25 protein-coding genes are annotated in these 26060 nt (G+C 38.6%); 13 read left to right on the top strand and 12 right to left on the bottom strand.

All coding sequences use genetic code 11. The annotated features are described in order from the left end of the window. Positions 1–13 precede the first annotated feature (13 nt). Both FCJ93_RS12250 and FCJ93_RS12255 read left to right on the top strand, forming a co-directional pair. Positions 14–865, top strand: coding sequence for a Cof-type HAD-IIB family hydrolase (locus tag FCJ93_RS12250; RefSeq protein ID WP_095312468.1), 852 nt, complete (start codon positions 14–16; stop codon positions 863–865). Between the two features lie 133 nt (positions 866–998). Beyond that, positions 999–2075 carry a PQQ-dependent sugar dehydrogenase gene (locus FCJ93_RS12255; RefSeq protein ID WP_137743803.1) on the top strand — a complete coding sequence of 359 codons (1077 nt, stop codon included), beginning with the start codon at positions 999–1001 and terminating at the stop codon, positions 2073–2075. A gap of 281 nt (positions 2076–2356) precedes the next feature. Here FCJ93_RS12255 and FCJ93_RS12260 read toward each other — a convergent pair whose 3' ends face one another. From FCJ93_RS12260 to FCJ93_RS12305, 10 genes are all read right to left on the bottom strand, one after another. Beyond that, positions 2357–3007 (bottom strand): TetR/AcrR family transcriptional regulator, encoded by a 651-nt coding sequence (locus FCJ93_RS12260; RefSeq protein WP_095312474.1) that lies wholly within the window; start codon positions 3005–3007, stop codon positions 2357–2359. Positions 3008–3062: 55 nt separating this feature from the next. Beyond that, a complete protein-coding gene (locus FCJ93_RS12265; RefSeq protein ID WP_095312476.1) occupies positions 3063–4088 on the bottom strand; it encodes an ABC transporter permease in 1026 nt (341 codons plus the stop codon). Then, entirely contained in the window at positions 4085–4816 is a 732-nt protein-coding gene (locus FCJ93_RS12270) for an ABC transporter ATP-binding protein (RefSeq protein ID WP_095312478.1), read from the bottom strand. Before FCJ93_RS12270 ends, FCJ93_RS12265 begins: the two co-directional genes overlap by 4 nt. Before the next feature lie 122 nt (positions 4817–4938). Beyond that, positions 4939–5835: a FixH family protein gene (locus FCJ93_RS12275; RefSeq protein WP_235879469.1), complete on the bottom strand. Its 897-nt coding sequence runs from the start codon at positions 5833–5835 to the stop codon at positions 4939–4941. Next, positions 5832–6497: an ABC transporter ATP-binding protein gene (locus tag FCJ93_RS12280; protein ID WP_137743805.1), complete on the bottom strand. Its 666-nt coding sequence runs from the start codon at positions 6495–6497 to the stop codon at positions 5832–5834. Before FCJ93_RS12280 ends, FCJ93_RS12275 begins: the two co-directional genes overlap by 4 nt. Continuing rightward, positions 6494–7291, bottom strand: coding sequence for an ABC transporter permease (locus tag FCJ93_RS12285; protein WP_095312487.1), 798 nt, complete (start codon positions 7289–7291; stop codon positions 6494–6496). Before FCJ93_RS12285 ends, FCJ93_RS12280 begins: the two co-directional genes overlap by 4 nt. A gap of 14 nt (positions 7292–7305) precedes the next feature. Beyond that, the gene (gene nosD, locus FCJ93_RS12290) at positions 7306–8622 is read right to left on the bottom strand and encodes a nitrous oxide reductase family maturation protein NosD (RefSeq protein ID WP_137743806.1); all 1317 of its coding nucleotides are present in this window, start codon (positions 8620–8622) and stop codon (positions 7306–7308) included. Then, a complete protein-coding gene (locus tag FCJ93_RS12295) occupies positions 8619–9185 on the bottom strand; it encodes a hypothetical protein (RefSeq protein WP_095312493.1) in 567 nt (188 codons plus the stop codon). The genes nosD and FCJ93_RS12295 overlap by 4 nt, the downstream gene beginning before the upstream one ends. Positions 9186–9430: 245 nt before the next feature. Further along, positions 9431–11305 (bottom strand): Sec-dependent nitrous-oxide reductase, encoded by a 1875-nt coding sequence (nosZ, locus tag FCJ93_RS12300; protein ID WP_095312496.1) that lies wholly within the window; start codon positions 11303–11305, stop codon positions 9431–9433. Between the two features lie 116 nt (positions 11306–11421). After that, positions 11422–11871, bottom strand: a complete 450-nt coding sequence (locus tag FCJ93_RS12305) for a c-type cytochrome (protein ID WP_137743807.1) — start codon at positions 11869–11871, stop codon at positions 11422–11424. Between the two features lie 232 nt (positions 11872–12103). Here FCJ93_RS12305 and FCJ93_RS12310 point away from each other — a divergent pair, with 232 nt between their 5' ends. The 11 genes from FCJ93_RS12310 to FCJ93_RS12360 all read left to right on the top strand — a co-directional run bounded on the left by FCJ93_RS12310 (position 12104) and on the right by FCJ93_RS12360 (position 24255). Continuing rightward, on the top strand, positions 12104–12826 hold the full coding sequence (locus FCJ93_RS12310; protein WP_095312502.1) for a Crp/Fnr family transcriptional regulator: 723 nt from the start codon (positions 12104–12106) through the stop codon (positions 12824–12826). A 570-nt stretch (positions 12827–13396) separates the two neighbouring features. After that, positions 13397–14131: an IclR family transcriptional regulator gene (locus FCJ93_RS12315; RefSeq protein ID WP_095312505.1), complete on the top strand. Its 735-nt coding sequence runs from the start codon at positions 13397–13399 to the stop codon at positions 14129–14131. A gap of 87 nt (positions 14132–14218) precedes the next feature. Continuing rightward, positions 14219–15187, top strand: coding sequence for an ABC transporter permease (locus FCJ93_RS12320; RefSeq protein ID WP_137743808.1), 969 nt, complete (start codon positions 14219–14221; stop codon positions 15185–15187). Positions 15188–15197: 10 nt separating this feature from the next. Continuing rightward, entirely contained in the window at positions 15198–16058 is an 861-nt protein-coding gene (locus FCJ93_RS12325) for an ABC transporter permease (RefSeq protein WP_211344115.1), read from the top strand. Positions 16059–16070: 12 nt separating this feature from the next. Beyond that, complete coding sequence (locus FCJ93_RS12330; RefSeq protein WP_137743809.1) at positions 16071–17057, top strand: ABC transporter ATP-binding protein; 987 nt, start codon at positions 16071–16073, stop codon at positions 17055–17057. Then, positions 17035–18027, top strand: coding sequence for an oligopeptide/dipeptide ABC transporter ATP-binding protein (locus FCJ93_RS12335; protein ID WP_137743810.1), 993 nt, complete (start codon positions 17035–17037; stop codon positions 18025–18027). Before FCJ93_RS12330 ends, FCJ93_RS12335 begins: the two co-directional genes overlap by 23 nt. Positions 18028–18153: 126 nt before the next feature. Then, entirely contained in the window at positions 18154–19743 is a 1590-nt protein-coding gene (locus FCJ93_RS12340; protein WP_137743811.1) for an ABC transporter substrate-binding protein, read from the top strand. A gap of 28 nt (positions 19744–19771) precedes the next feature. After that, positions 19772–21166, top strand: a complete 1395-nt coding sequence (locus tag FCJ93_RS12345) for a M14 family zinc carboxypeptidase (protein WP_235879470.1) — start codon at positions 19772–19774, stop codon at positions 21164–21166. Positions 21167–21298: 132 nt separating this feature from the next. Next, the gene (locus FCJ93_RS12350; protein WP_170211298.1) at positions 21299–22921 is read left to right on the top strand and encodes an amidohydrolase; all 1623 of its coding nucleotides are present in this window, start codon (positions 21299–21301) and stop codon (positions 22919–22921) included. 22 nt (positions 22922–22943) lie between these two features. Continuing rightward, on the top strand, positions 22944–23567 hold the full coding sequence (locus tag FCJ93_RS12355; RefSeq protein ID WP_137743813.1) for a pyridoxamine 5'-phosphate oxidase family protein: 624 nt from the start codon (positions 22944–22946) through the stop codon (positions 23565–23567). A gap of 235 nt (positions 23568–23802) precedes the next feature. Next, positions 23803–24255: an SRPBCC family protein gene (locus tag FCJ93_RS12360; protein WP_095312526.1), complete on the top strand. Its 453-nt coding sequence runs from the start codon at positions 23803–23805 to the stop codon at positions 24253–24255. A gap of 42 nt (positions 24256–24297) precedes the next feature. Here FCJ93_RS12360 and bshB2 read toward each other — a convergent pair whose 3' ends face one another. Together bshB2 and FCJ93_RS12370 are read right to left on the bottom strand one after the other, a co-directional pair. Continuing rightward, the gene (bshB2, locus tag FCJ93_RS12365) at positions 24298–24966 is read right to left on the bottom strand and encodes a bacillithiol biosynthesis deacetylase BshB2 (RefSeq protein ID WP_095312529.1); all 669 of its coding nucleotides are present in this window, start codon (positions 24964–24966) and stop codon (positions 24298–24300) included. Positions 24967–25047: 81 nt separating this feature from the next. Next, complete coding sequence (locus FCJ93_RS12370; RefSeq protein ID WP_095312533.1) at positions 25048–25395, bottom strand: YojF family protein; 348 nt, start codon at positions 25393–25395, stop codon at positions 25048–25050. Between the last annotated feature and the right edge of the window lie 665 nt (positions 25396–26060).

The following is a 26060-nucleotide window of genomic DNA, read 5'->3' on the forward strand; positions in this document are numbered from 1 at the left end:
GGGTGATACAACAATGATTAAATGCGTAGCAATTGATATGGATGGAACATTATTAACGAAGGATCATGAAATTACGGAAGAGAATATGACAGCAATTAAGGCGGCACAAGATAAAGGTGTGGAAGTAGTCATTGCTACAGGCCGCTCCTATCCAGAGGCGATTTATTTACTAAAGGAGGCAGGGATTAATTGTCCGGTGATTTGTGCCAACGGGGCGGAGGTGCGTTCACCAGAGGGAGAAATTGTTGCTGATAATCCTCTTAAGAAGGAGATTGCAAAGGATGCATTAAAGGTTCTTTCTGATAGCAATATTTACGTTGAATTTTTTACAAGTAAAGGAATTTATACAGCCGATAAGGAAAGAGGCATCCGCCATTTTAAAGAGTATACTGCTAACAAACTTGAGAAAATAGAGGTTGAAAAAATAGAAGAAATTTTACAAGAAAGAATGAATTTTATAAAAGCAGTAGAGAGCGCCGATTTTATTTTTGAACAGGAAGATTATCATCTTTATAAACTATTAGCTCTCTCTTTTGATCCGGAGCAACTGCAAAAGGTAGAAGAACAGCTAAAAGAAATTGAGGGAATTGCTTTAAGTTCTTCAGGGAAAGAAAATTTAGAGATTAACGGGGTTGAAGCGCAAAAAGGAATTGCTTTAGATCGTTTTACAAGAGAAAAAGGCATCTTGCTAACGGAGACGATGGCGATCGGTGACAATTACAATGATTTATCGATGTTTCAAAGGGTTGGAAGAGCGGTGGCCATGGGAAATGCGGACGACTATATTAAAGCTCAATGCCATTTTGTCACAGCTACAAATGAGGAAAGTGGCGTAGCAAAAGCGATCTGGGATGCTATAAATTAGTTTTTCTGTAAAATGTGCTTGACGCTAATAGTTATAAACTGGGTAGTAAAAAAGTTCAAAAAGAGAGCTTAAATCGCGGTGTTGTGTTTTAGGTTAATCTTGTAAAGGTCTTGATAAAATAAGGAGGAGTGCGATGAAGAAAGGATTCCTGCTGTTAACCGTTTTGTTTTTGGCTGCATGCTCTGGGGGAAATGAGCGTGAAACAATAGATGAAGATGAAATGGGGGAGGCAGCAGTTACGGCTACGGGCAGGGAGGTAGTTGCTGAAAACCTCCAAGTTCCGTGGTCCATTAATAAGATGGGGCAAACGTTTTATATCAGTGAACGAAACGGAACGGTCATGAAAATTGAAGGAGATAGGCAATCAAGACAAAAGGTGGAGCTGGAGAAGACGTTAGCAACAGCAGCGGAGGCAGGCTTGCTCGGATTTGTCCTAGCCCCAGATTTTGCTAACACGAATCGCGCTTATGCCTACTATACCTATACGGACGAGCATGGGCAGTTTAATCGAATTGTTACGCTAAAGCTTGTGGACGAGGTGTGGAAGGAAGAAGAGTTATTTCTTGACGGAATACCAAGTGGGCAATATCACCATGGAGGACGTTTAAAGCTAGGACCAGATCAAAAGTTGTACGCGACGACAGGAGACGCTGCAACAGATCCAGATATTGCCCAAGATGTGAAGTCGTTAGGTGGAAAAATTTTGCGGCTCAATTTAGATGGCTCTATCCCTGAAGATAATCCTCTTGCTGACTCCTATGTATATAGTTACGGCCATCGTAACCCTCAAGGTTTGGCATGGGCTAGTGATGGCACGATGTATGCTAGTGAACACGGTCCTTCAGCACATGATGAAATCAACTTAATTAAACCTTTTGGAAATTATGGGTGGCCGATGGTGATCGGAGAAGAAGAGCAGACAGGTATAGAATCACCTCTTTTTCAATCCGGAGCAGAGATGACCTGGGCACCGTCAGGAATAGCCTATTATGAAGGAAGGCTTTATGTTGCAACCTTAAGAGGAAACGCTGTAAGAGAGTTCAATCTTGAGACAGGTGAGACGAATGAGGTAATCACAGGGCTAGGGAGAATTCGTGATATTTTGATTGAGGATGGAGTCCTTTACTTTGTATCCAATAATACGGATGGTCGTGGTACTCCCGAAGAAAATGATGATCGCTTATATAAGGTTGAGCTTAGTGAAATTTAAAGGAAGAGGTACCTATAAAACGATCGGAGACTATTTTGCAAAAAAGGATATGTCGTAAGTTTCGAAGATGAAGCAGTGGGACATTATTGAATAATGAGCATTCTTTTTAGATTAAGAAGAGAAAACAATTTTCTTTAAAATAATGAAAAAAGCCGCTCATTAAAGGCTGTTCGATTGTTTCGAATTTCTTTATATGACCAGGGAAAGCAAGGGAGATAACTAGCAAATTTATCTTCCTTGCTTTGTTAGATGGAACTTTTCGGTCAACTCTCTTTTTAAGCTTATTTTTGTGTTGAAATCCCATGCATAATCATTTGAATCGTCTGTTCGATTTCCGCTTTATCATCCCAGTCAAGTTCTGGTAACAGAAGATTGCGAAAGATAAGGTAACCAAATATGGTAGATGCTATAAATCGAATGATATTAAAGGGAGGGGCCACGAGTATTTCCCCTTTTGCTTGGTAATACTCAACAACTTGTGTAAAACGCGCAATGACTTTTGTACCGATATGCTCTTTAAACAGATTTTTTAATTCGGGTTGAAAAGGGATCTCCTGAATAAAAATTTTTAACAAAAGCATATTTTTAGATAGGAATTTGATACGGTTTTCAATCATTGCTCTCAAAAAATCTTCAAATGTAGCATGCTTTTGGTTTAGAACCTTTTCCATATCTTTTAGGACAAAGGGAGCTATAAATTTTTCCAGCATTGGTTCGATGATCGAATAGAGTAAATCTTTTTTCGTTTTATAATGGCGGAAAATAGTTCCTTCTGCAACTCCAGCGTTTTTCGCTATTTCACTTGTCGAGGTAGAGGCATACCCTTTTTCCGCAAATGCCTGAATAGCAGCAAGAATGATTTTTTTTTGTTTCTCCGTAAGCTCGTCGCTATGTTCAAAAATTTCCTCAATAAGATTATCTGGACCGTTCATGATAAACTCCTTCAATACTTGATATTCTTATTGTAATGGATTATAAGACAAGATGCTAAATCTTTCGGTATCTCTGTAAAGCGGATATATTCAAGAATATAAATAATGCTGAAAAACCGAGGAGCACAAAAAGGTTTATATAGATATCACCCCATCCGTATCCTCTGACCATCACATTCCGCAGAGCATCGGCTGCGTAATAGAGCGGTGTCAGTGGACCAATCCAATTTAACCATGGAGAGATCGTCTCTAAATTGAATAGTCCTGAAAAAAAGATTTGCGGGACGACAACAATGGGAATAAATTGAATCATTTGCAGCTCATTATTAGCGAATGCAGATAGTAATATTCCTAACGTTAATGCTGTTAAGGAAAGTGTTAACGTAATCAGAAGAACATATATAAAGCTCCCTTCCATAAGCATCCCCAACACATAAATAGCATAGGCCGCTATAATTGTTGCCTGAAGTAATGTGAAAATCCCGAACCCGATAATATAACCAACGACAATTTCCCATTTTCGTAACGGACTAGATAGTAGTCGCTCTAGTGTACCAGTGGTTCGTTCTCTTAAAAAAGAAACACCGGCAATTAAAAAGACGAAGAAAAATATAAAAAATCCTAATAAAACTGGACCAAAATAATCAAACTGGCTCATATCTTCCGAACCGTGAATAAACTCAATATCTAGCTCATTTGCGTCGCTTGACTGTAAAGGAGCAAGAGCCTTTTGCAGCCACTTTATCGTAGCGCCATTGACATTTGGATCACTGCCTTCAAGGACAATGGAAGGGCTAGTGTTTTCAAATGTGATATAGCCATCGAGCAATTGCTTTTCAGTATCTTTGTTGGCGGATTCGATATTTGTGTATTTTGTAATGTCCGCATCGTCTAAATCTAGCTGTTCTTCAAAAGCTTCAGGAATATCAACCAACCCGACCTTTGGCACATAATCATCACCGTTAAAAACAAGATGAAGCATCGTTAAAATAAGAATTGGAGCAAAAATTAGTAGTCCAAGCGTTCTTTTATCACGAATAATTTGTCTTAAAATCCGGATTACGAGTGCTCTTACTCTCACGCCTTTACACCTCCATATGCTAGAAATGCTTCTTCAATGGAAGAGGAATCGGTGTCTGCTTTTAATTGCTCGGGCGTGCCAACAGCGATTAGTCGACCATCGCGAAGCATTGCTAGACGGTGACATTTTTCCGCTTCCCCCATAACATGCGTCGTAACAATAATCGACACGCCCTTTTCATTTAATTCGTAAAAGGCCCTCCAAATACTCATGCGCAAAACAGGATCAATTCCTACAGTTGGTTCATCAAGAATTAACAGTTCCGGTTCATGGAGCAAAGCAGTTGCAAGCGATAATCTTCGCTTCATTCCCCCGGAATAATGGTGGACGGTTTTGTTTAAATGGTCGCTTAACTCAACAACGTCCATCACTTTGCTAATTCTACTTTGCAATGCTTTTCCATTTAAACCGAAAAGAGCACCGAAAAATTCAAGATTTTCCTTCGCAGTTAATTCTCCGTATAAAGCGTCTGATTGCGCCATGTAGCCAATCTTTTCAATGAGCTTTAAGGAAGGCATTTTTTCTTGGAAAAGATGGTTTTCTCCCCGATTCGGCAAATCTAATCCAGTTAGCATTTTCACTAATGTTGTTTTACCAGCACCAGATGGACCTAATAGCCCGAAGATCTCCCCTTTGTAAACATTTAAAGAAATATCGTTCAACACTTCCTGCTTACCAAAAGCCTTCGATACATTCTGGATAGACACGATCACTTCATTTGTATTCATTATATTCACTCCTTTTCAAAAAGTGAGTAATCACTCACTTACATCATAAAGCATAAAAGGAGATTTGTGAAGTGAGTAATCACTCATTTTGCAAAAAAATAAATCCCGATTAAGCTCAGGATTTATAACAGTTCAATTGTTAATGAATTAACTTGAGAAACAAGAAGTTCTTCGTATTGTTTTTGGGCAAGATAAAGGATCTCCTGCTCGTTGACATCGGGATTTTCTTTTCGTACTTGAGCAATCAAATCGTTTTGAACCTTTTGCGAGAGAACAATGAGTTCATATTGTTGTTGTTCTTTGTTCCAGAATTTCTCTTCTCCAAATTCTTGAATCATTTTCTTGGCAACGGGGACTGCTTCATATTGAGTGCGTACCTGTTTGACTTGCTCGGTTACTTCCTTTTGCGTTGCCTCATGGCCTTTTTCAAGAGCAAGCAGAGCCATGGAACGGAGGCGGATAATCTGGGTTAGTAGCTGATTTCGATCTTGATTTAGCTTCTCTTGCCCGTCCCAATAAGCTAACGCTTCTTCTAATTCGTCGCCTTCATACTTTGCTTTATCCTGTTCGCGGTTAATGGCAATGTGCAGTTCGTTGATAAACTGATAAAATTCTAGATCTTCATTTGTAATCCATTCACCGTTGATTTTAGCGATTCCACTTGGCTCTTTCACATCGTATGTGATTACTTTTTCAACAGATTTCCCATTATGGTCAAACGTGAAAACAATCTCCCATTTTCCGGCCATCGGCAATTTGACCTCTGACGAATAAATACCTTCTCCGATTTCTTTAAAGTCTGCTTCTATCTGCCCATGGTCCATGTCACTCATCGCGAGCACGGCATTGACCTTGAGGCCGGAAACAGGTTCATTGTCATCAGTAATTTTAATGACAAGCTCGGAGTCTGCATCTTTTTCATAATATAAATCCTTTTCGACCTCGACAGCGACAGAATCTTTATTGCAGGCAGTCAGTAAGAAAAGCAAACTGGCTAAGGCGAATAAAAATTTTTTCATGATCCATTCTCTCCTAATTTTTGTGTTAGTAGAAAGTCTGCAACTGTGTATTTACTGATTTGCTGATTTTCTAAAAAAGCGACGTGTGAACATAGCTGTTTAATTTCATCTAAATGGTGGGAAGATACTAAAATCGTTTTATTTTGCAAAGACCTTAACGTTTCCAAAATTTCTTTTCTACCAATTGGATCAAGACCGCTTGTCGGTTCGTCCAAGACGAGGATTTGTGAATCTTGATAGAGCGTCACTGCGAGTCCAAGTCGCTGCAGCATTCCCTTTGAATACCCCTCGATAATCGTATGACGCTCCTCCCAAAGATTGACGGATTGTAAGAGCTCTTCCATTCGTTTCTCATCGTAGGTCTGGGAAATGCTTCTGGCAAAAAAACGCATATTGTCCAGTCCAGTTAAAGAAGGATAAAGCAAAAATTTTTCTGGAAGATAAGCGATTTCGCTGCTTATATCTCTTTTTTCCTTGCCATTGATTTTGATTGTCCCCTTTTTGACAGGAAGAATTCCGAGAAGACTATTAATAAAAGTTGATTTCCCAGCCCCGTTTCGACCAACGAGAGCACATATTTCATTTTTTTCTATTTTTAAGTGAATATCTTGAAGGACTGTTCTCTTTCCGAACGATTGATAGAGATTGGCAACTTCAATCATTGTGAGCCCTCCTTTCGTTTAAAAGCAACTCCAGCTCCAAACGAGAGCAGTAGTCCGAGTACAACATTGCCGATTAAAAATAAAGACGGCTTTAACCACATGAATGATTGAAGGAGCTTTGACATATGCTCAAAGGAATAGACGCCGAATGCTGATTCAAGGTAAATTCTTGCGGCTTGCAACGGGTTTAGGAAATAAAAGCTAGAAAAGAGTTTCACATTATCATAGGTAACGTTACTTAACCATGATAGTAAGAGAAAATCGTGTAAGAAGAAAAAGTAGAACCAGATGGCGATCACGAAGCCAACAATTTGCATTCTGGAGCGGCTGATGCTCCCAACGAAGACTCCAAACTGGGTGAAGACGAGAATAAGACTTGTGATAGTGAACAAGAATGCAAGGTAGGCAGGGCCATCTATTTGAAAATAAAATTTTAACGGAATCAAGTAGAGAAAGAGCCATAGAGCAATCGGCCCTAATAACACTGATTGAATTGCCACGCTTTTTTTACATAGAAAGCCAGTAAAGTGCTCTCCCCTTGTTAAGAGCATGATCAATGTTTTTTGTTCTTTTTCCTGAAATAGGGAAAAGGCCCCTAAAAAAAGGCATAATATCGGGATGAAATAGACGAATGCATCAAATAAATTAATCAAGTGAATATAGAATCCTTGATCAAAGGAAAGAGCAGAGGAACGGAACAATAAACTAACTGAAACGAGAACAATGAGCGCAAAGGCCAGCCAAAGCCCTTTTCCTTTTATGTTTTCCTTCCATTCTTTCCAAATATAATGCATAGTGGATGTCTCCCTTATAATAGTCTCTTTTTGTAGTGGCGATAAATATATAGGTTGGATGAGATGGCTAGCACCCCGATGAGAATGAGCGACGCTTGTTTCCTTTCATGCTTTGTCACGAGCGGATAAGGATCGGTAAACATCGTTTTCTCTTTATGGAGAAACTGATTCAGCTTCTCATAAACAGCGATAGCAGGACTTTGTAAAAAGAGATAAACTAGTTCTTGATCTTCTATTAGTTGATGGAGTGAAGATTGATAGCGCACCTCTTCATCACCGATCCCGTCTTGATCTAAATCGATCATAGGAAATGAGCGCCCCCAGTTATTGCCAATGCCATTTTCACTCCAGCTATTTCTTCCTTCCCCACCAAGGCTGGCAACAGGAATGGTATTTTCATTAATTTCATTTAAGGTAAAAATTTGCTCGTTTGAACTTGCCCATATTTCGATCCCGATTTGGTTCTTAATAATTCGGTTGTTTTTTACTAAACTCCCTGTTGCCTGATCGATATATAATCCTCTCTGATTGAGAAAAAAGGTGTTATCTTGAATGATTGTGTCTCTGGACGATAATAACAGGAGGCCGAAGGATTTATGTCCATAGTTAAAAATAAATTCATTTTGCTCAAGCTTAATTCCGTTGGAATGCATAATGGCGGCGCCACCGGTATTCATCGTAAACGTATTCCCTTCAAAAAAATTATCATCAGAATACATATAGTGCAGACCATAGCGTGTTTCGCTTATGGAATTATAAAGAATTTCATTGCGGTTGGCATAATCAAAGAACATGCCATCTCTAGAACCTTTGACCACGTTGTTTTGTAGAATATTATCGTTTGCGTAATAGATATGAAGCCCGTTTCCTTGATTGGCAATCTCCCCTTTGCCTAATCCTGTAATGAGGCTATTCTCAATCAGATTATGATGGGCTTGACTTAAATAAATACCGTGAAAGGAATGCTTAATCGTTACTGAATCAATCACATTATGATTAGAGTAAACCTTAATTCCTGCGTATTCCTCAGAGCTATTGCGATTCATGCTGCTGCCTAACACGGTCATATTGCGAATCTTTACATTAGGTGCTTCGATAGAAATGACATTTCCACTTCCATCACCACTTATAACGGTTCCTTCTTTTCCAATTAATTCTATTGATTTATTGATGGTAATATTTCCTTCGTACGTCTTATCTTCTAGCTCCAGTATGTCTCCGTTGTGCAAGGCATCGATCATTTGTTGCAGATCATCTTTCGCCAAGCTTGAATGCGGAGCAGCAAGGAGAATGATGGACATGATGAAGAATAAGAACGTCAGCTTTTTCATTGTTTTCGATCCTTCCATAAAGGAATCAGCAGCAAAATAAAGGCTGCAATGACTAAATAAGCACCCGTTCCTAACAGGCTATAGGTTGTAAAGTTGGCGACGACATTTTCTCCAATGATCGGCGGGACAAATGGTTCCATTTCAATTGGAGCCATTGGATCTAAGTTGGTTCCATACTCCTTAAGTGCTGCCCATAAATCCCATACACCGATTGCACCACCAATAAGAAAACTAGCAATAAGGCTTATTAAATAAGCTTTTTTACGAATAAAGGCTCCAAGTAGTACGAGTATGGAAAGCCCGCCAATGAGATAAGGAAGATAATTTAATTCTGGGAAGCTTTCTTCATTGAATTGGGCCATGCCAATATAATGATTCAATCCGTTAATTTGCTCCAGTTCCCCTTCAAGGTGATCAGGATAAACAATAATATTCAGTCCCTCGGGGTATTGAGGAGCGAAAAATTCCATTCTCCACCATGGGAAGAACAGGGCTAACATGACTAATATGGCAGAGATAATCATTAAGAATGATGAGAATCGAGAAAGCTGTTTTCCTTTCATTGCAAACACTTCTTTCTAGTGACTACCCATTTTATAAAAGGGGCGCTGAACGTTTAAATGCTGCCCCTTCTTTGTCTAAGGCTTTGTTATATGTCAGTATTGGTTATCGGCTCATTTTCTCCCTGACTTTTCAGTATAAGTGAAGGCGAGTGAAATCAATGCTTCACACGAAATGAGCCAAGAATCGTTTTACCAACATAAAGATTTTACTAAAAAACGGAATTAAACAAATATTATCGTTTTTTTCAGTTTTTCGGCTTTACGAGGAAATAGCCTGACATTTCTTGATGCAGGGCAGAGCAGAAATTCGTACAATAAAGTGGATATGTTCCTGCTTTATCTGCTGTGAATTCAATCGTATTTGTTTGTCCAGGTTGAACCTCCATATTGAAATCATATTGATTAATCGCGAAGCCATGCGTGATATCCTGGTCAAAGTCTATATTTGTGAGATGAATAACGACTTTATCTCCCTCATTTACTTCAATCACGTCCGGCCGTTTCGCGTTGGCATCAAAGATAAATTTGGAACGCATGGCGATCCCATAGACGTGAACTTCATTGCCTTTACGGACGATTTTTGCATCTTCTTGGTTATAAATAGCATTTGGATTGCTTTCGTCCTTATCATATACGGTAATCGTATTGATTTTATCCGCCTTAATCATTTGCGCATAATGTGGTTCAGGGTTGACAGGTGCCGATTGGATCACTTCCATTTTGTCCCCTGTTAAATCGATTAGCTGCATGGATTCTGGATGTGATGGCCCTACTGATAAATAGCTGTCTTTTGCAATTTTGTTAAGGGCAATAATATATTTACCATCTGGCGCGACAGTATCTCCTTCAGCGGCAACTGAGTGTCCCGGAGAATATTGAACAGGAACCCGATCTAATGTTTCTCCTGTAGCTGGATCCCATTTAACAATTTCAGATGAAATAAACATGGTAGTATAAGCCATCCCTTCATCATCAAATTGAGTGTGAAGCGGACCAAGAGCGTTTTCAGGATTAACTTCTCGTTCCATAACAGATTCATATTTGAGAATAGGGATTCCGTTACGTTCTCCGTCAAATTCACCGTTTTCAATCGCTGCAAAAGCTTTTTCAAAGGAGAAAACCGTCATCGCTGGAGCAAGCTTACCCGAAGCAATGAAGTGTTCCCCATCTGGTGTAACGTCTACCCCATGAGGCGATTTCGCAACAGGAACTAGGTAAATGCCACCTTTATGCTTTTCAGGAAAGATCATTTTTTGGCCTGTCACTTCGTCATATTCTCCAGTGGCAATTTTCTGTTCAAGCTCCTTCCAATTGAACAATACGATGTAATCACGATCTGCTTGAGAAGCATTAATTTCTAGGTTTGTTGTTGCTTCTTCCGTATTGTACGTCGTCATAACTGCCCAATCGGCAGACATCTTTTTACCAGCGTCAGATAAGTCATAGGACCATGGTGGCAAGGCTACTTGATAGGCAATATCCAGCTTTTCTTTCTCTTCATCAAATGTTACAGCAGACATGACACCATGGTATTGTTCACTATAGTTATCAAGGTCTGCATATTCACTTCCAATCGGCACAGAAAAACGAGTTGGAAGGAACATATACTCAGTGTTTTGCGTGACAAAAGCGGCACAGTGCGGGCCAGAGGTATTCGGAACTTTCATAATATCTTTTACAGTAAACGTTTTTAAATCCATGACGGCAGCACGACTATTGGCGACATCGGTGGCGAACATATACTTTCCATCATAATCTCCCTCGGTTTCTGAGAAAGCGGGATGATGGAGATCTCCCCACGAATAATCTCCCATTAACTCTTTCGTGTGGTTATCAAAACCGTATCCAGTCGCAGAATCTGGTGAAAAAACCGGGACTGTGCGGATGTGGCGCATGGATGGAACTCCGTAAATGAACATTTGCCCAGAATGTCCACCGGACGCAAATAAATAGTATTCGTCTTTTTCCCCAAATGGGACATAGACCTTCTCTGCATTCGTTTTATTAGCTGAGTCAGAGGTTGCGGAGCCGCTGGGACCAGTTGAGAAGTCAGCGAAAAATACCGTTGCCGCTAAGAAACCGGCGGCTAGCCCGGATGCAGCAGGTATCCATTTCTTCATGGTAAAACACCTTCCTTTTTATGAGTCGTTTCGGTGCGCTGTTTTCATCAAAAATGAAATTCGTTCTATAAAGCATTTTTTTGATTAAGGTACAGATAATTACAGAATGTCAAAAATTATTGTTCTGCCGCTTTTTTTAACTCCTTGACAATTTGGTCAATTTCTTCAGCAGATAAAGGATTCCCGCCGATCACGGATGACATGACGGCAGAGGTTGGCTCTTTTAAAAATTCTTGAAGCGGCTTACCATGCTTACCTTCAACTTCATTATAGGCTTTGGACAAGTCCGGACCGGTTGCTCCACCTTGAAGCTTCAGCCCTTCCACAGCGTGGCAGCCAATGCAGCCTTTTGCTTGAAGAATGCTCTCCTCATTGGAAACGTTTTCAACATCGGATGTTTTGGTTTCATGGTCCTCCTCGTTTACAGTAGCAGTCTGATCAGCAGTTTGTTCTTGTGTTATCTCAGTATCTTTACCACCGCTGTCTAAGATTACATCAAACACAAGATAACCTAGGCCAAGGCCGATGATGGCGCTTATGACAAAGTGAATAATGGATGTCTTCAAAAGTTCTCCCCCTTTGCAAAGTAGTATTTCATCACAAATTCATCCTAGCTGTTAGGGATATTGTCAGGTGTGATTCACTTCACATGAAAGAAGTCTCTTTGTGAAGGTTTTGTGAAACTCCAATGAAAGATCTTTAATATCACGGGAAATAAGAGAAAAAATGTGATATTTTACACATTCTTGTTGAATTGGATTCTCTAGAATAGGAGTAAATCTGAAAGGGGGATTTGAGATGGAAAATCAGAGCATGGAGGTTTCCGCCATTCATGAGTTTTTAAGTAAAGTAGAGGTATTTAAAGATCTGCCGCCACAGTCTTTGCAAATAATTGATAAGCGAATCAAGAAGATGTCATTTAATAAGGGTGATAAAATAATATCTGAATATGAAAGAGCTAGGGGAGTATTTTTCGTCCATTCAGGTATGGTGAAGCTTACAAAACAAAATGAACAAGGGAACGAACTTATTGTTTGTATGAAGAAAAAAGGGGATATTTTTGCTGAGGCATGCTTATTTAATTATGGCGATCTCACCTATCCAGCAACAGGAACGATGATTAAGCCTGGTGAAATCTATTTTCTTAGCACAGAGGATTTTGAACAAGAATTATTATTAAATCCAGAGTTGGCAGTCCAAATGATTCGATATATGGGTGAGACTCTCCGGGATCTTACGTCGATAATGAGAGACATTGCCCTTCTTGATGTTTACACGAAAACGATGAAAATGCTCGAGCGATTAGCAGAGAAATTTGGGGCCAATCGATGTAATCGAATGTACATTGAGCTTCCGTTAACAATTCAGGAATTTTCCACTCTGATAGGCACATCAAGAGAAAGTGTAAGTCGCGTTTTTTCAAAGCTAAGAAAAGAGGGCTTAATCGATATAAAACAAAAGCATATCATTATTACTGATTGGTGTAAGTTCTGTGCAGTTTATAACAATAAATTAATGTAGGAACATTAGGCAGCTGAAGAAATGGAGACATCATAAATAGCATAAACTTCAGTGCAAGAAGCTCGATTAAGGGAACGCTGCTTTTCCTTTGGAAAATAAAGATGAACATTATCTTGAAATAATATTTACCTAAGTCTCGATGAGTGTTCATCACGCCCGGGCTCCCACTGCTTAGATAATTTGGTTAAGGGGAAATGCGAATAAAGCAAGCGACTGTCAAACAGCTTGTTATTATTCGTTTTTTTTATAAATGAAAATCATTTCAAAAATAAAGCTCAAGCGTAATGGAGATGGTAAAGCTCCAAAAAACTGTGTCAGATGACCTGACAAATTGTAAGACAGATGAACTTAATTGAAATAGAATGATTGTAATTAATAGAGTTATGTTATTAAGTAAGAGATTTTATTAATAGGGAAGTTGTAGGAGATTACTTAATAAGCCGAACTCCAAGTCATGAATATTTTTGAATTATTAGAAAATTTTTAATTGATTTCAAAGATTTTTAATGATATTATTTTATAAAATTTGAAATATTTTAAAAATACAAGAAACTGATATGGTGGTTAAAAATGACAAGATCGGTAAACCGAGCATTAGAAATTGTTTATCTTTTACTCTCTGACAATAGCAAAAAAGGTTGGCAAATTAGCGAAATTGCGGAGAATTTGAAATTGCCATTAAGTACGACGCACAGGCTGATTGGTACTTTAATAGAGCATAAACTAATCACGCAATCAATTGATACTAAAAGATATTTAATCGGACCAAGGTGGTTAGAAATAGGCTTGCTGCAACTAGAAAAAATGGATTTAAGAACAATTGCAAGGCCGATTATGGAGAGGCTTTCTTATGAAGTTAAAGAAAGCGTTTATCTTAGTATCCCAGATGATTATTTTTCTTTTCCAATTGAACGAATTGATAGTCCTATGAAGGTGCGGATTGTTGAAAACCTTGGAGAACGCATTCCAATGAATATTGGTGCTCCCAATAAAGTAATGCTGGCACATATGGCTTCCTCTAAGGTAGAAGAGATACTAACTAAATTATTGCAGACTAAAGAGGAGAGAAGGGAATTTTTAGAAGCCTTAAAACAAATAAGGAGTGCAGGATATAGTATTAGTGTTGCAGAGAAAACAGAGGGAACCGTCTCAATCGCTGCTGTAATAAAAGAGTTCGATAATCAAGTGGCAGGGGCCATTAGTATTGGACTTCTTAGTCATGATTTAAGTGAAAAAAGAGTAGCCGAATTAAGCAATGCTGTAATTCGATGTGCTGATGAAATATCTGCTCGATTGGGTGGATAAAAAATTTGCTATAAAAATGGAAACACTTTCCGTACAACGGAAAAATAAGTACATTTCTTATCTGAATTGGCTAAAGGGGGTAATGGTGTGGGGAGTTTTATTATTCGTAGGAGCTTTACAGGAATACTAATTATTTTTGTTGCTATTTTCCTTAACTTTATGCTGATACAGCTCGCTCCAGGAGATCCTATCAGTATTTTGTCAGGGCAAGATAGTCCTTCACCAGAGATGGAAGAGGCATTAAGAGAGAAATACGGTTTAAATGATTCTGTGGGTGTTCAATTTCTAACATATCTTCGAACACTTGCCGGTGGAGATTTAGGAGAGTCTATTTTGAGCGGGCGTCCTGTAAGTGAAATGATTGGGGAAAGGATAGGTCCTACCCTTATGCTCACGCTTACAACAGCGATATTGGCTTTGCTAATAGGTACCTTATTAGGTATATATTGTGCCCGACGACCCGGTTCAAAATTGGACAACTTGCTTTCTGGTTTATCTTATCTATTCGATTCCATGCCGAGTTTTTGGTTGGGAATGATGTTTATTTTACTATTCGCCTCTTGGTTGGGAATTTTTCCAACTTCAGGGATGGTTGATTTACGTGCAAATCATTCGGGAATCGCATACTACATAGATGTTTTGCACCATATGTTTCTTCCTGCCACTACACTAACATTGCTTAGTATTCCATACTTCTTTAGAATCACTCGTTCTTCTGTTATTCAGGTTATGTCAGAGGATTTTGTAACAACTCTTAGAGCAACTGGAATGAGTGAAGGCAGAATATTCAATAAATACGTATTGAAAAATTCAATTTTACCGACCATTACTGTTTTTGGAATTACGATTGCATACATGATTACTGGGGTAGCTATTATTGAAATTGTATTCTCATGGCCAGGGATGGGAAGTTTCATGCTGAATGCAATTTCGCGAAGAGATTATCCGCTATTGATGGGAATTTATCTCGTGCTTTCAATATCGGTGGCTGTGACGATGATTGTAGTTGATGTTCTATATGCTTTTATTGACCCTAGAATAAGATACAGTAAGTGAGGTGGTATATTTGGAGATCAAGAGGAATAATCAAAATATTTTCAAAAAGTCCATAAACAAAATTAATGACATTAAACAACTAAAAGTAGGGGTTATTCTATTAGTTCTATTATTAATTGTTTCAATATTTGCTCCTGTTTTCGCAACGCATGATCCATATTCATTGGGGGATGAGATGATAGCCGCACCAAGTTCAACCCATTACCTTGGTACAGATGGACTAGGGCGTGATGTGTTTAGCATGATAATTTATGGAACTCGCACTTCGTTAATGATTGGAATTGTGGCTGCGCTCATTTCAGGGGTTATTGGAACATTGCTAGGCGGTATAGCTGGTTTTTTCGGAGGAAAAATAGATAGACTGCTAACGGAAATAAACAATATATTTTTGATGATGCCGACTTTTTTCCTGATTTTGATCGTTGTTGCACTGTTTGGAAGCAGTCTCATAAACGTCATGCTTATTATCGGCTTAACAAGCTGGGTCGGTAATGCACGTCTTATGAGAGCGCAGGCTATGTCATTAAGAGAAAGGACATTCATTATGGGGGCCTATTCTATTGGAGAAAAGAAATGGACAATTCTATTAAAACATATTATTCCGAATGGAATATTTCCCATTATTGCTAATACAACCATGATCATTTCTGGAGCAATTCTTACGGAGGCAAGTCTCAGCTTTTTAGGGCTTGGAGACCCCAATGTAGTCAGCTGGGGGCAAATTATTTATAACGGCCGTGAATATATGACATCTGCTTGGTGGATATCGACTTTTGCAGGAATCGTCGTTGTACTCACTGTACTATCATTTTATTTAATTGGCGACGGGCTTAATCGAGTGCTTAGTCCAAAGCTTCATGATCAAAATTAGGTGGTGAGCAATATGTCCATTTTAGAAATTGAAAACCTCACAGTAACCTTCCATACAAAAGATAAGATTACAAGAGCTGTTCACAATATTTCACTTTCTGTTGAGGAACAGGATTCCATAGGTATTGTGGGGGAGTCGGGATCAGGTAAATCTACATTAGCAATGGCAATATTGCAATTATTACCAAAAAGAATTGCCAGAATAGAAGGGGAAGTTATTTTAGACGGGAAACATTTATTTCAATGTACAGACGAACAAATAAGGAAGATAAGATGGAGGGATTTGGCTGTTGTGTTTCAGAAATCAATGAATGCTCTCAGCCCAGTCCATAAAATCGGAACTCAGATGTCTGATATTTATAGAATACATGAAAGCAAGATTTCCAAAAAAAAGCTTAAAGAGAAGATAATTTCATTACTAGAAATGGTGAATCTACCGTCACGAGTATATGATCTTTATCCTCATGAACTGTCAGGAGGGATGATGCAGAGAGTATCAATTGCACTGAGCTTAATGCACAATCCTAAATTGCTAATTTTAGATGAAGCAACAACGGCATTAGATGTGGTAACTCAAGGTCAAATTTTATCTGAGATAAAAGAGCTTGAAAAGGAGCTGAACCTAACTCGCATTATGATCACGCATGATATGTCAGTGGTAGCTTCAGCTTGTAAGAAAGTAGCAGTTATGTATGCAGGGAATATATTGGAGTTTGGGTACGTAAAAGACGTTTTAGTTAATCCTTTACATCCCTATACACAAGGCCTTCTAAAGTCTATTCCTACTTTTAAAGGAGAAAAGAAAAACATACGAGGGATTGCAGGAGCTTTACCAGATTTAAGTGTTCCTGTTCAAGGCTGCATATTTGCTAGTCGTTGTGAATTTGCAACAGACATTTGCTATCAAGTAAAACCAACTGAAGAGCTTTTATCTGGTAATCATCGAGTGGCTTGCCACCTTGTGGGAGGTATGGAACATGCAAACGTTAATCACAGCTGAAGAAAAAGCTATTTCCGTAGAAAATATATACAAGTATTACAAGCAAAGAGGAAAAAGACAAAGAAATCAGGATATCAAATCGGTTGATGGTGTAAGTTTCTCATTAAATAAAGGAGAGATTTTAGGCGTTATTGGCGAAAGCGGCTGTGGTAAATCGACTTTAGGGAGAATTTTAGTAAAACTGGAGGAGCCGACGTCAGGTTCAATAAGCATTAATGGAGTTCCTTCTCAAAATCTATTTAAACAAGACCCTCTGGCATTTCGAAGAACAGCTCAAATGATTTTCCAAAACCCATTTGATACTTTTGATCCTAGATATACAATTGCTAAGGTTCTTATCAGTACGATGAAATTACATCATATCGGTGAAAGCAAAAATGAACGACTTGCCATGTGCATCGATTTGCTAGAAAAGGGAGGGCTAAAACCGGCGACAGAATACTTGCACCGATATCCACATGAATTATCAGGTGGACAATTGCAACGTATTTCAATCCTGCGTTCAATGCTGCTTGAACCAATGTTTGTCGTTGCTGATGAGCCAGTTTCGATGTTAGATGTATCAATTAGAGCAGATATTATCAACATGCTCGCAGACTTATGTAAACAGGAAAATACAGCTATGGTATTTATCAGTCATGATATTACAACGACCCGATATATTTCCGATAGAGTTGCAGTAATGTATTTAGGACGTATTGTGGAGACTGGTCCTACTGATGAGGTCATGCATAATCCCCAGCATCCGTACACACGTGCGTTAATTTCCAACTCCGTTCAGTTAGACTCCTTTGAAAATCAACAAATTATTCATATCGCGGGAGAACCTCCCACACCAATTAATATTGGCCCAGGCTGTAGGTTTGCTCCAAGGTGTTATCAAAGCAGGGAATCTTGTAACCATGAAGACCCAGAGTCAACACATATTGGTAATGGCCATTATGTCAGTTGTCCTTATATCAATGAATAGGTTGGGCCAAGCTTTCTTTAATAAATCAGATTATATTTAAAATAATTCAAAATAGCAGTTGGAACTGGAGAGAGGTGATAAAATTGCGTTTCTCCATCCAAATACAGATAAAAGGAGTTTTGATGAATGAAGAAGGGACTTTTACTACTTATAAGCTTCGTATTTTTTGTTGGGATTATTGCTGGTTGTAGTGGTGGAGTAAGTGAAACGCAAGGGAACGAAGGTGATTCTGAAAGTGGTTTGAGTGGAGGCGACACATTAATTGTCGGTCTCGCTGGAGACCCGCAAACGTTCAATCCAGATGCACGAGCAGATGACTTCCTATATCCAATCGCTCAGAATGTTTTTAGCCGATTAGTGAAACTAAATAATAACCAAGAAATCATTCCGGATTTAGCAGAAAGATGGGAGTTTAATGATGATGGAACTGAAATTACCTTCCATCTAAATGAAAATGTAAAATGGCATGACGGAAAAGACTTTACTTCAGCTGATGTTAAATTCACCTTGGATTCAATTAAAAATAATAATGGCTACGCAGTTTCAAACTTAAAGAGTATGGAAGAGGTTAGTACTCCAGATGACAATACGGTCGTAATAAAATTATCTAAACCAGATGCTACATTTTTAGGGTATCTAGCTTGGTATGCCACTTTTATTCTGCCTGAGCATGTCTATAGTGGAGAAAATTGGGATTCTGGGACAAATATTGAACCGATCGGGACTGGACCATTTAAGTTTTCTGAGTACACAACAAGTGTGAATGTTACTTTAGAGCGAAATAATGAATATTTTGGGCAAGTACCTTATGTAGATAGGTTAGTTTTTTCGATTATCCCTGATCCAAATACATTGGTACAGGCTTTTTATAATGGTGAAGTAGATATATTTGGAGGTTCTCCTCCAAGTTCTGAAATTGAGAAAATGAAAAATGATCCTAATATTGAAGGGGAATCTAAGGTATGGCCTTCTCGACAATACTTAGTGTTTAATTTTGAAAAGGAGCCATTTAATCAATTGGAGGTTCGTCAAGCAATAGCCTATGCGTTAAATAACGTGGAAATTGTGTCAAAGGCCCAGAAAGGCGATGGACAAGTGGCAGAGCACTTCTTATCACCTGTTTATAATTGGGCAATAACAGATGAATATAAAATTCCAGAATATAATCCAGAAAAGGCAAAAGAGTTATTAGAGCAGGCCGGATATACTCCAGACAAAAATGGAAATTATTTGAACATAACTTTTGACGTGTTTGAATCAGGTTCGAATGCGGATATGGGAACAGTTATTAAAGATCAACTTAGACAAGTAGGTATCAATGTAGAATTAAATATTTTAGAATATGCGACATGGCAGCAAAAAGTAAAAGATAATGCGGATTTTGAAATGAGTATGTTAGGTGGCTATCAAGGACCTGATGTAGGCTCAATATCTCCGAGAATAAGCTCGGAAGGCTCCAACAATTTATCTCTATATAAAAACACTGAATTAGACGAGCTTCTTGTCAAAGGAGCCCAATTGGTGACAGAGGAGGAGAGAGCACCTATCTATCAAGATATTCAGCGTATTTTGGCAGAGGATTTACCAATTTATCCAATATCTGAGTGGGTGGGTTATTCTCCAGTGCATTCATATGTAAAAGGGGATCCATCTTCTGATGAAGCGATTCAATCCACTGGGTTCTCTGAATACAACTATGTCAAGATTGAAAAATAAAATAAAGTTGGTAAAGGGGATTTGTTTGATGAATAACACGATAAATATTCAATCTGTTGTTGATAGGGTGCCAGATTACAAAGTTTTCTTAACGGTAGACGAAATGGATGAAAGTACAAGACAATTGGCTGAAGAATTCCCCGATATTGTTACGGTATTTGAAGCAGGAAAATCTCGAAATGGACACTCAATAGAATGCATTAAAATAGGGAACGGAAAGAAAAATGCTTTATGTTTTGCTTGTCCTCACCCCAATGAGCCGATTGGTGCTATGACTATGGAATATTTTTCCCGTGCTTTGGCAGAGGACGACAATCTACGGGAGGCACTTGGGTTTACTTGGTATATTATCAAATGTATTGATCCCGATGGTGCGAGACTGAATGAAGGGTGGTTTAAGGGGCCGTTTAATATTTATAACTATACTAAACATTTTTTTAGACCTGTCGGGTTTGAACAAGTGGAATGGACATTTCCGGTAGATTATAAAGAATTGCATTTTCATGACCCACTTCCGGAAACGCAAGCCCTTATGAATATCATAGATGAAATAAAACCTGAGTTTATGTATTCATTGCATAACGCTGGGTTTGGAGGAGCCTACTGGTATATTTCTAAAGATATTCCGGAAATTTATGAGGATTTACGTAACTCGGCGATTAAACAGGGTGTCGCGCTGAGTTTAGGAGAACCAGAAGCACCTTATATTAGAGAATTCTCGCCAGCCGTATATCAAATTATGGGTGTTGCGCAGTCATACGATTATACGGAAAAATTCACAGGCAAGGCTCCGACTATTCATTCTGGGACTTCAAGTGCTGACTATGCATCAACAAAAGCTGATTGTGTTACTTTGCTCACAGAGTTGCCATACTTTTTTGACGAACGTGTGCAAAATTTGAGTGAAGGTGATATCACCCGTAAAGAGGCGCTCTTAAAGAATATCGAAATGAATAAAAATCACTACGCTCAATTAAAGGAATATTTAAATGAAGTCCGTCCATATTTGACAGATAGGAATCCTTTTGTAAAGCTGGTTGATCAAATCATTGTCCATCAAGAAGAGAGTAGTGAAGCAAAAAAGAATTGGGCATCAAGTAGTTTAGAATTTGAACAGCCTGCAAAGATAGCTCAGATTTTTGATAATCTTTACACAGCGAAATTTTATAATGGGTTGTCACTAGGTTTATCCGTTCGTACGTATGATTACGAAATTGCTCAGCTTGAGAAAGAAGAAAATATAGATCTCGAAGCAATTGAAAAACTAAAAAAAAATCTTAGACAGGGGGCAAAGTGGTTAGAGGAGTATTGTAAAGAACTTGAAAATGAATTGAATTATTCGGTTATCTCCATTCAGAGGCTTGTTCGCATTCAAGTTGAGAGTGGCCTGATTGTTGCAAGCCATATAAACAAAAATAAATAAGGGAAATGATAACGACCTTTCTTGCTTTTTAGGAAACAAGGCAAGAAAGGGAAAATCATGGAAACTTGCTGATGAATCTATAACACTACTAACATGGAATAGTGATTCCTATCTTTCCTTAGGAGGATGAGAATGGTGGAGGAGCTTTACTATAATGGTCAAATTTTTACCTCAAATACAGAACAGCTTTATGCAAGCGCAATGGTCGTAAAATCAGGAAAAATAGTATGGGTTGGAAATCAGCGTGATGTTAAAAAAGAGGGAAAGAAGTTGATAGACCTTCAAGGGAGAAGAGTGCTTCCTGGCTTTATAGATGCTCATATGCATCCATTATTATTGGCAGAGGTAGAGCAGCAAATTTATTGTGGTCCTCCGCTCATCAATTCAATTGAACAATTACTATATGAAATAAGAAAGAAATATGAGGTTATAAAAGAGAATAAAAAAGATGAATGGATTCGAGGGTGGGGATTTGATGAAGCAAAATTAAGAGAACAAAGAGAGATTACCCGTTGGGATTTAGATAGGGTCGCACCAGATATACCAGTTATTATTACTAGAGCCTGCTCACATATAATTATTGTGAATAGTTTTGCCTTAAAGCTTGCTGGGATTGATAGGTATACAACATCCCCTATAGGAGGGCAAATTGATGTTGATGCTAGAGGAGAAATAAACGGAATATTAAGGGAAAAAGCAAGGTATCTATTTTATGATATTATTTCTGACTTAACGCTTGCAGAAAATGCACAATTACTTACGAAGTTAAGCTGTAAGCTATCCTCACAAGGGATAACGACGGTTACCGATATGATGTCCAAAAACTCTCCAATTGATTATTATGATTTATACAAAACAGCGACAAGCCTCGGATATAAACAAAGAACGGTTCTTTATTATATTTGGGAGGATTTACAACATGTAACAACACTTCCTAAGACCCAATTGGATTCTCTTGAGCCCATCCATATTGGTGGTGTTAAATTATTCGCAGATGGAAGTATTTCTGGAAAAACAGCATGGGTAGAGCAACCATATTTAGGTGATGGGAATAATACTGGTTTAGCCATTACTACCGAAGAGGAACTTTTACAAGCGGCTGATTTTGCCAAAAAACAAGGAATTCAATTGGTCGTACATGCGATGGGGGAAAAGGCAATTAAACTTATTGTAGATACATTTGCCAATCAAGAAATGTGGATTCAGGATGCTCCTTCTATAAGAATTGAGCACGGATCTTTTCCGACAATTGAGACATTAAAAAAGGCGCAAAATGCAGGTATAGGATTTGTTACTCAACCTATCTTTCTTTTCGCTGAATATGATAGTTATTTGAATAATCTAGGAGTTAGTAGGGTTGAAAAGTCTTACCCTTTTAAAACAATGTTAGAACATGGAGTGACCTTTTCATTTTCATCAGATGCACCGGCTACTTCGTGGCCAGATCCTTCTGATCCATTCATTGGGATTAAATCTGCTGTTACAAGAAAAACCTACACTGGATTGGAATTTAACCGAAATGAAAGAGTTACGATAGAAGAAGCTGTCCTTTTGTATACGAAATATGCTCAACAAATTATTCGTGTTCCGAAGATAGGGCAATTAAAGCCTGGTTATTTTGCTGATTTCATTGTGTTGGATAAGGATATTTTGACTGTTCATCCCGAAGAGATAGATGAAATAAAGGTTTTGGAAACATATTCTGGAGGGGAAAAAATCTTTTCTTTAGAGGAGCTCACTAAAGCCAGCGGGTGAAAATAGGAAAGGAGGGAAATGAATGCGTCGAGAAGTACCATTTAATAAAATGATAGGATCAGAAGAAGAATTACGAGCGTTAGTTGGTTATCCAAGTGAAATTGTAACCAAAAAAGTTGTCCGTTATTTGGATGAACATTGTCGTACGTTCATCTCTTTATCGCCTTTTTTGACAATGTCGACAGCTGATAAGTCGGGGTTTTGTGATGTATCACCAAGGGGAGACAGTCCGGGTTTTGTATTGGTTTTAAACAAGAATTATTTAAGGCCGGGTAACAAGAGGGTGGATTCGCTCTCAAACATAATTAGCAATCCAAAGGTGGGGCTCTTATTTTTTATTCCAGGATTAGGAGAAACGTTGCGGGTCAACGGAAAAGCTTTTATAGTGAAGGATGAGGAGTTGCTTAAGCAAATGGCTGTAAATGGGAAAACCCCCATGTTAGCTGTTGCTGTCGAGGTGAACGAGTGTTTTATCCATTGTGCCAAAGCATTTAAAAGATCTAGGCTATGGGATTCTTCATCATGGCATAGTAAAGCGAAGTTACCATCCGCGGCAAATATGCTACGTGATCACACTAAGTTATCCGATTATTTATCAGAGGATTTAGAAGAAATGTTAAAAGAGGACTATAAAGAACTTTATTAGTCTGAAGTACATATGAGTATTGGGCAAATTACTTAAGAGGACGACTCCTGCAGGAAATGCTAAGTTTTTCGGACATCCTCGTCTTTTAGTTAAGCTAAAAGGATATAGAAAGTGATCTAAAAATGAACACCGATACATAACAAAGCCAAGAATTTTAAAACTTTTTGACTCTTGACTAATACTTGTAGCTTTTGAGACGATAATCCTATCACTTTTTGAAAGATGAGGTTGTGTTATGGCGGATTTCCAATCAAGTATTATCATTGAGAGACCTGTAGCGGAAGTATTTGAGTATTTAATAACGTTGGAAAATATTACAGATATCATGCCTAATGTGGTGAAGTTAGAAAAATTGACAGAGGGTCCGATTAAAAAAGGGACGAAACTATTAGAAACAAGAAATGTTCGCGGAAGAGAGACAAAAGCGGAAATTGAAATTATTGAGTATGAGCCCAATCGAGTTTATACAACGGAAAGTGTGGCAGGTGCCATCACGATTACGTATAAATACTTATTTGAAGCGATTGAAGAAGGGACACAAGCTCAGTTTGAAGCCGATGTAAAAATAAAAGGGCTGTTCAGCTTTTTCTCAAGGCGTGCACTTGTGAAAATCCTTAAACAGGAAGATGGTTATTTGCTGCGATATTTAAAGGAAGAAGTCGAAGGAAAGAAAGAAGGGACTGAGTAAAAAGGTCGGACTCTTTACACGATCCCTTACTGATCTCCTGACTTAATCTATTTTGTAGCTCCAGAAGCGCTCGTTTTGTAGCCACGCAATAATTTGTGGGTCGTTTTGCTTCAGTTTTTTCTCGGCATCGGCGACCATTAATTGGGTCTGGGAACGATGCGCTTTAATTGTCGCAAGCTTTGTTGAAATAAAAGGATGAACATCATGAATAATATCTGGTTCCCCTAACTCCTCAACACAGTTCTTTGAGAATGCCACTAAATTTAATTTCGGTCTTTTCTCTTTTGCCATTCGCTTTACGGTTTCAACGACAGCGGCCCCTGTTGCATCATGGTCTGGATGGACAGAATATCCAGGGTAAAAACTAATAATAAGCGAAGGATTGACTTCAGCAATGATTGAACTAAAGTCATTGATCAATTTCTCTTGATCTTCGAACTCAACGGTTTTATCTCGATAGCCAAGCATTCTTAAGTCAGTGATTCCTAATGTTTGTGCGGCATTTTGCAGCTCCTGCTTTCGTATTTGTGGAAGTGTTTCCCGATTACAGAAAGGAGGATTTCCCATGTTTCTCCCCATTTCACCTAACGTCAGGCAAGCATAAGTGACCGGTGTACCATTGCTAATATGACTGGCGATCGTACCTGAAACACCAAATGCCTCATCGTCTGGATGAGGGAAAATAACTAATACATGCCGTTCTTTTTCCATTAAAGATCTTCTCCTTCCATACTATAACTTTATAGTGAGTTATTTTCAGTCGTTCTAATTTTATGCCAGCTCCATTTTCAACTATTCAAATGGTGTTTGGCTAATCTCTAAGGCAACAGCGAGCTTGCCTTGAAAATCATGACCGGCTAGAAGCAATCTTCCTTTTTCATCCATTTCATAATGAGTGATTCCCTCGGCATACACCCAGCCAATATCCAGTTTTAATCCTACACGATATGGATTCGGCCCTGTAATTTTTCCAAGCGTGTAAACTAACTTTGCGTTACGAATGTAAGCACCTGATGAAAAAAAAGATTCATCATGGTGGGTTGCATATGCACCATTAGTCGTTTCAAGATGGATATATACTTCTTGATTAGCTAAGCGATTAAGTTCTTTTTGTACAATTTCCGTATTCACTGCTTCCAATGTAGAATACCTCCTTTAAAACATCCAAGCGTACATTCATTCTACTAAAATTGATGGCAAAAAAGAAATAGTTGGCTTACAACCATGATCAATCTACTTAAAAAGGGTTCTTATAGGTTGGGAATTCTGGTGTTTATTGCAGTTGTTTTGAATGTCATTACAAAGATATGGTGATGAATGGCGCGAAGCTGAGGCATCATTGCCAGTGTGTTACTTTTTAGTGCAGCTTTCTTCCAAAAATCCGAATCAAAAAAAGAGCAGCCTCTTGGATGCTCTCAGCTTTTCAACAAAGGCATCGAGAGTACTCTCGCTGTCTTTTGGCATTTTGGATGGAATTGCGGTTAAAATACGTTAATTTCAGCTCCAAGCGCTTGCTTTCCGGGGGCGGTGAGCCTCCACGGAGCAGTGGCCCCAATGAGAGGTTTTCAGACAGAACGGGTAAAGCGATCAAGACTTCAGTCCGAATAAGAGTTGTAATCGGACAGAACGAGTGCAACGAGCAAGACTTCAGTCCGAATAAGAGTTGTAATCGGACAGAACGGGCAAAGCGATCAAGACTTCAGTCCGAATAAGAGTTGTAATCGGACAGAACGAGTGCAACGAGCAAGACTTCAGTCCGAATAAGAGTTGTAATCGGACAGAACGGGCAAAGCGAGTAAGACTTC

Origin of the sequence: Robertmurraya siralis (genome assembly GCF_005502275.1) — a bacterium.
Taxonomy (GTDB): Bacteria; Bacillota; Bacilli; order Bacillales; family Cytobacillaceae; genus Robertmurraya; species Robertmurraya siralis.

Bases quoted from the DNA above. Each gene is read 5' to 3' on its own strand.
- nosZ (WP_095312496.1), bottom strand. From the start codon at position 11,305: ATGAAGAAATGGATACCTGCTGCATCCGGGCTAGCCGCCGGTTTCTTA.
- FCJ93_RS12330 (WP_137743809.1), top strand. From the start codon at position 16,071: ATGTCCATTTTAGAAATTGAAAACCTCACAGTAACCTTCCATACAAAA.
- nosD (WP_137743806.1), bottom strand. From the start codon at position 8,622: ATGAAAAAGCTGACGTTCTTATTCTTCATCATGTCCATCATTCTCCTT.
- FCJ93_RS12275 (WP_235879469.1), bottom strand. From the start codon at position 5,835: ATGAAAAAATTTTTATTCGCCTTAGCCAGTTTGCTTTTCTTACTGACT.
- bshB2 (WP_095312529.1), bottom strand. From the start codon at position 24,966: ATGGAAAAAGAACGGCATGTATTAGTTATTTTCCCTCATCCAGACGAT.
- FCJ93_RS12360 (WP_095312526.1), top strand. From the start codon at position 23,803: ATGGCGGATTTCCAATCAAGTATTATCATTGAGAGACCTGTAGCGGAA.
- FCJ93_RS12340 (WP_137743811.1), top strand. From the start codon at position 18,154: ATGAAGAAGGGACTTTTACTACTTATAAGCTTCGTATTTTTTGTTGGG.
- FCJ93_RS12295 (WP_095312493.1), bottom strand. From the start codon at position 9,185: ATGAAAGGAAAACAGCTTTCTCGATTCTCATCATTCTTAATGATTATC.
- FCJ93_RS12280 (WP_137743805.1), bottom strand. From the start codon at position 6,497: ATGATTGAAGTTGCCAATCTCTATCAATCGTTCGGAAAGAGAACAGTC.
- FCJ93_RS12260 (WP_095312474.1), bottom strand. From the start codon at position 3,007: ATGAACGGTCCAGATAATCTTATTGAGGAAATTTTTGAACATAGCGAC.
- FCJ93_RS12315 (WP_095312505.1), top strand. From the start codon at position 13,397: ATGACAAGATCGGTAAACCGAGCATTAGAAATTGTTTATCTTTTACTC.
- FCJ93_RS12345 (WP_235879470.1), top strand. From the start codon at position 19,772: ATGAATAACACGATAAATATTCAATCTGTTGTTGATAGGGTGCCAGAT.
- FCJ93_RS12255 (WP_137743803.1), top strand. From the start codon at position 999: ATGAAGAAAGGATTCCTGCTGTTAACCGTTTTGTTTTTGGCTGCATGC.
- FCJ93_RS12355 (WP_137743813.1), top strand. From the start codon at position 22,944: ATGCGTCGAGAAGTACCATTTAATAAAATGATAGGATCAGAAGAAGAA.
- FCJ93_RS12285 (WP_095312487.1), bottom strand. From the start codon at position 7,291: ATGCATTATATTTGGAAAGAATGGAAGGAAAACATAAAAGGAAAAGGG.
- FCJ93_RS12350 (WP_170211298.1), top strand. From the start codon at position 21,299: ATGGTGGAGGAGCTTTACTATAATGGTCAAATTTTTACCTCAAATACA.
- FCJ93_RS12250 (WP_095312468.1), top strand. From the start codon at position 14: ATGATTAAATGCGTAGCAATTGATATGGATGGAACATTATTAACGAAG.
- FCJ93_RS12310 (WP_095312502.1), top strand. From the start codon at position 12,104: ATGGAAAATCAGAGCATGGAGGTTTCCGCCATTCATGAGTTTTTAAGT.
- FCJ93_RS12335 (WP_137743810.1), top strand. From the start codon at position 17,035: ATGCAAACGTTAATCACAGCTGAAGAAAAAGCTATTTCCGTAGAAAAT.
- FCJ93_RS12270 (WP_095312478.1), bottom strand. From the start codon at position 4,816: ATGAATACAAATGAAGTGATCGTGTCTATCCAGAATGTATCGAAGGCT.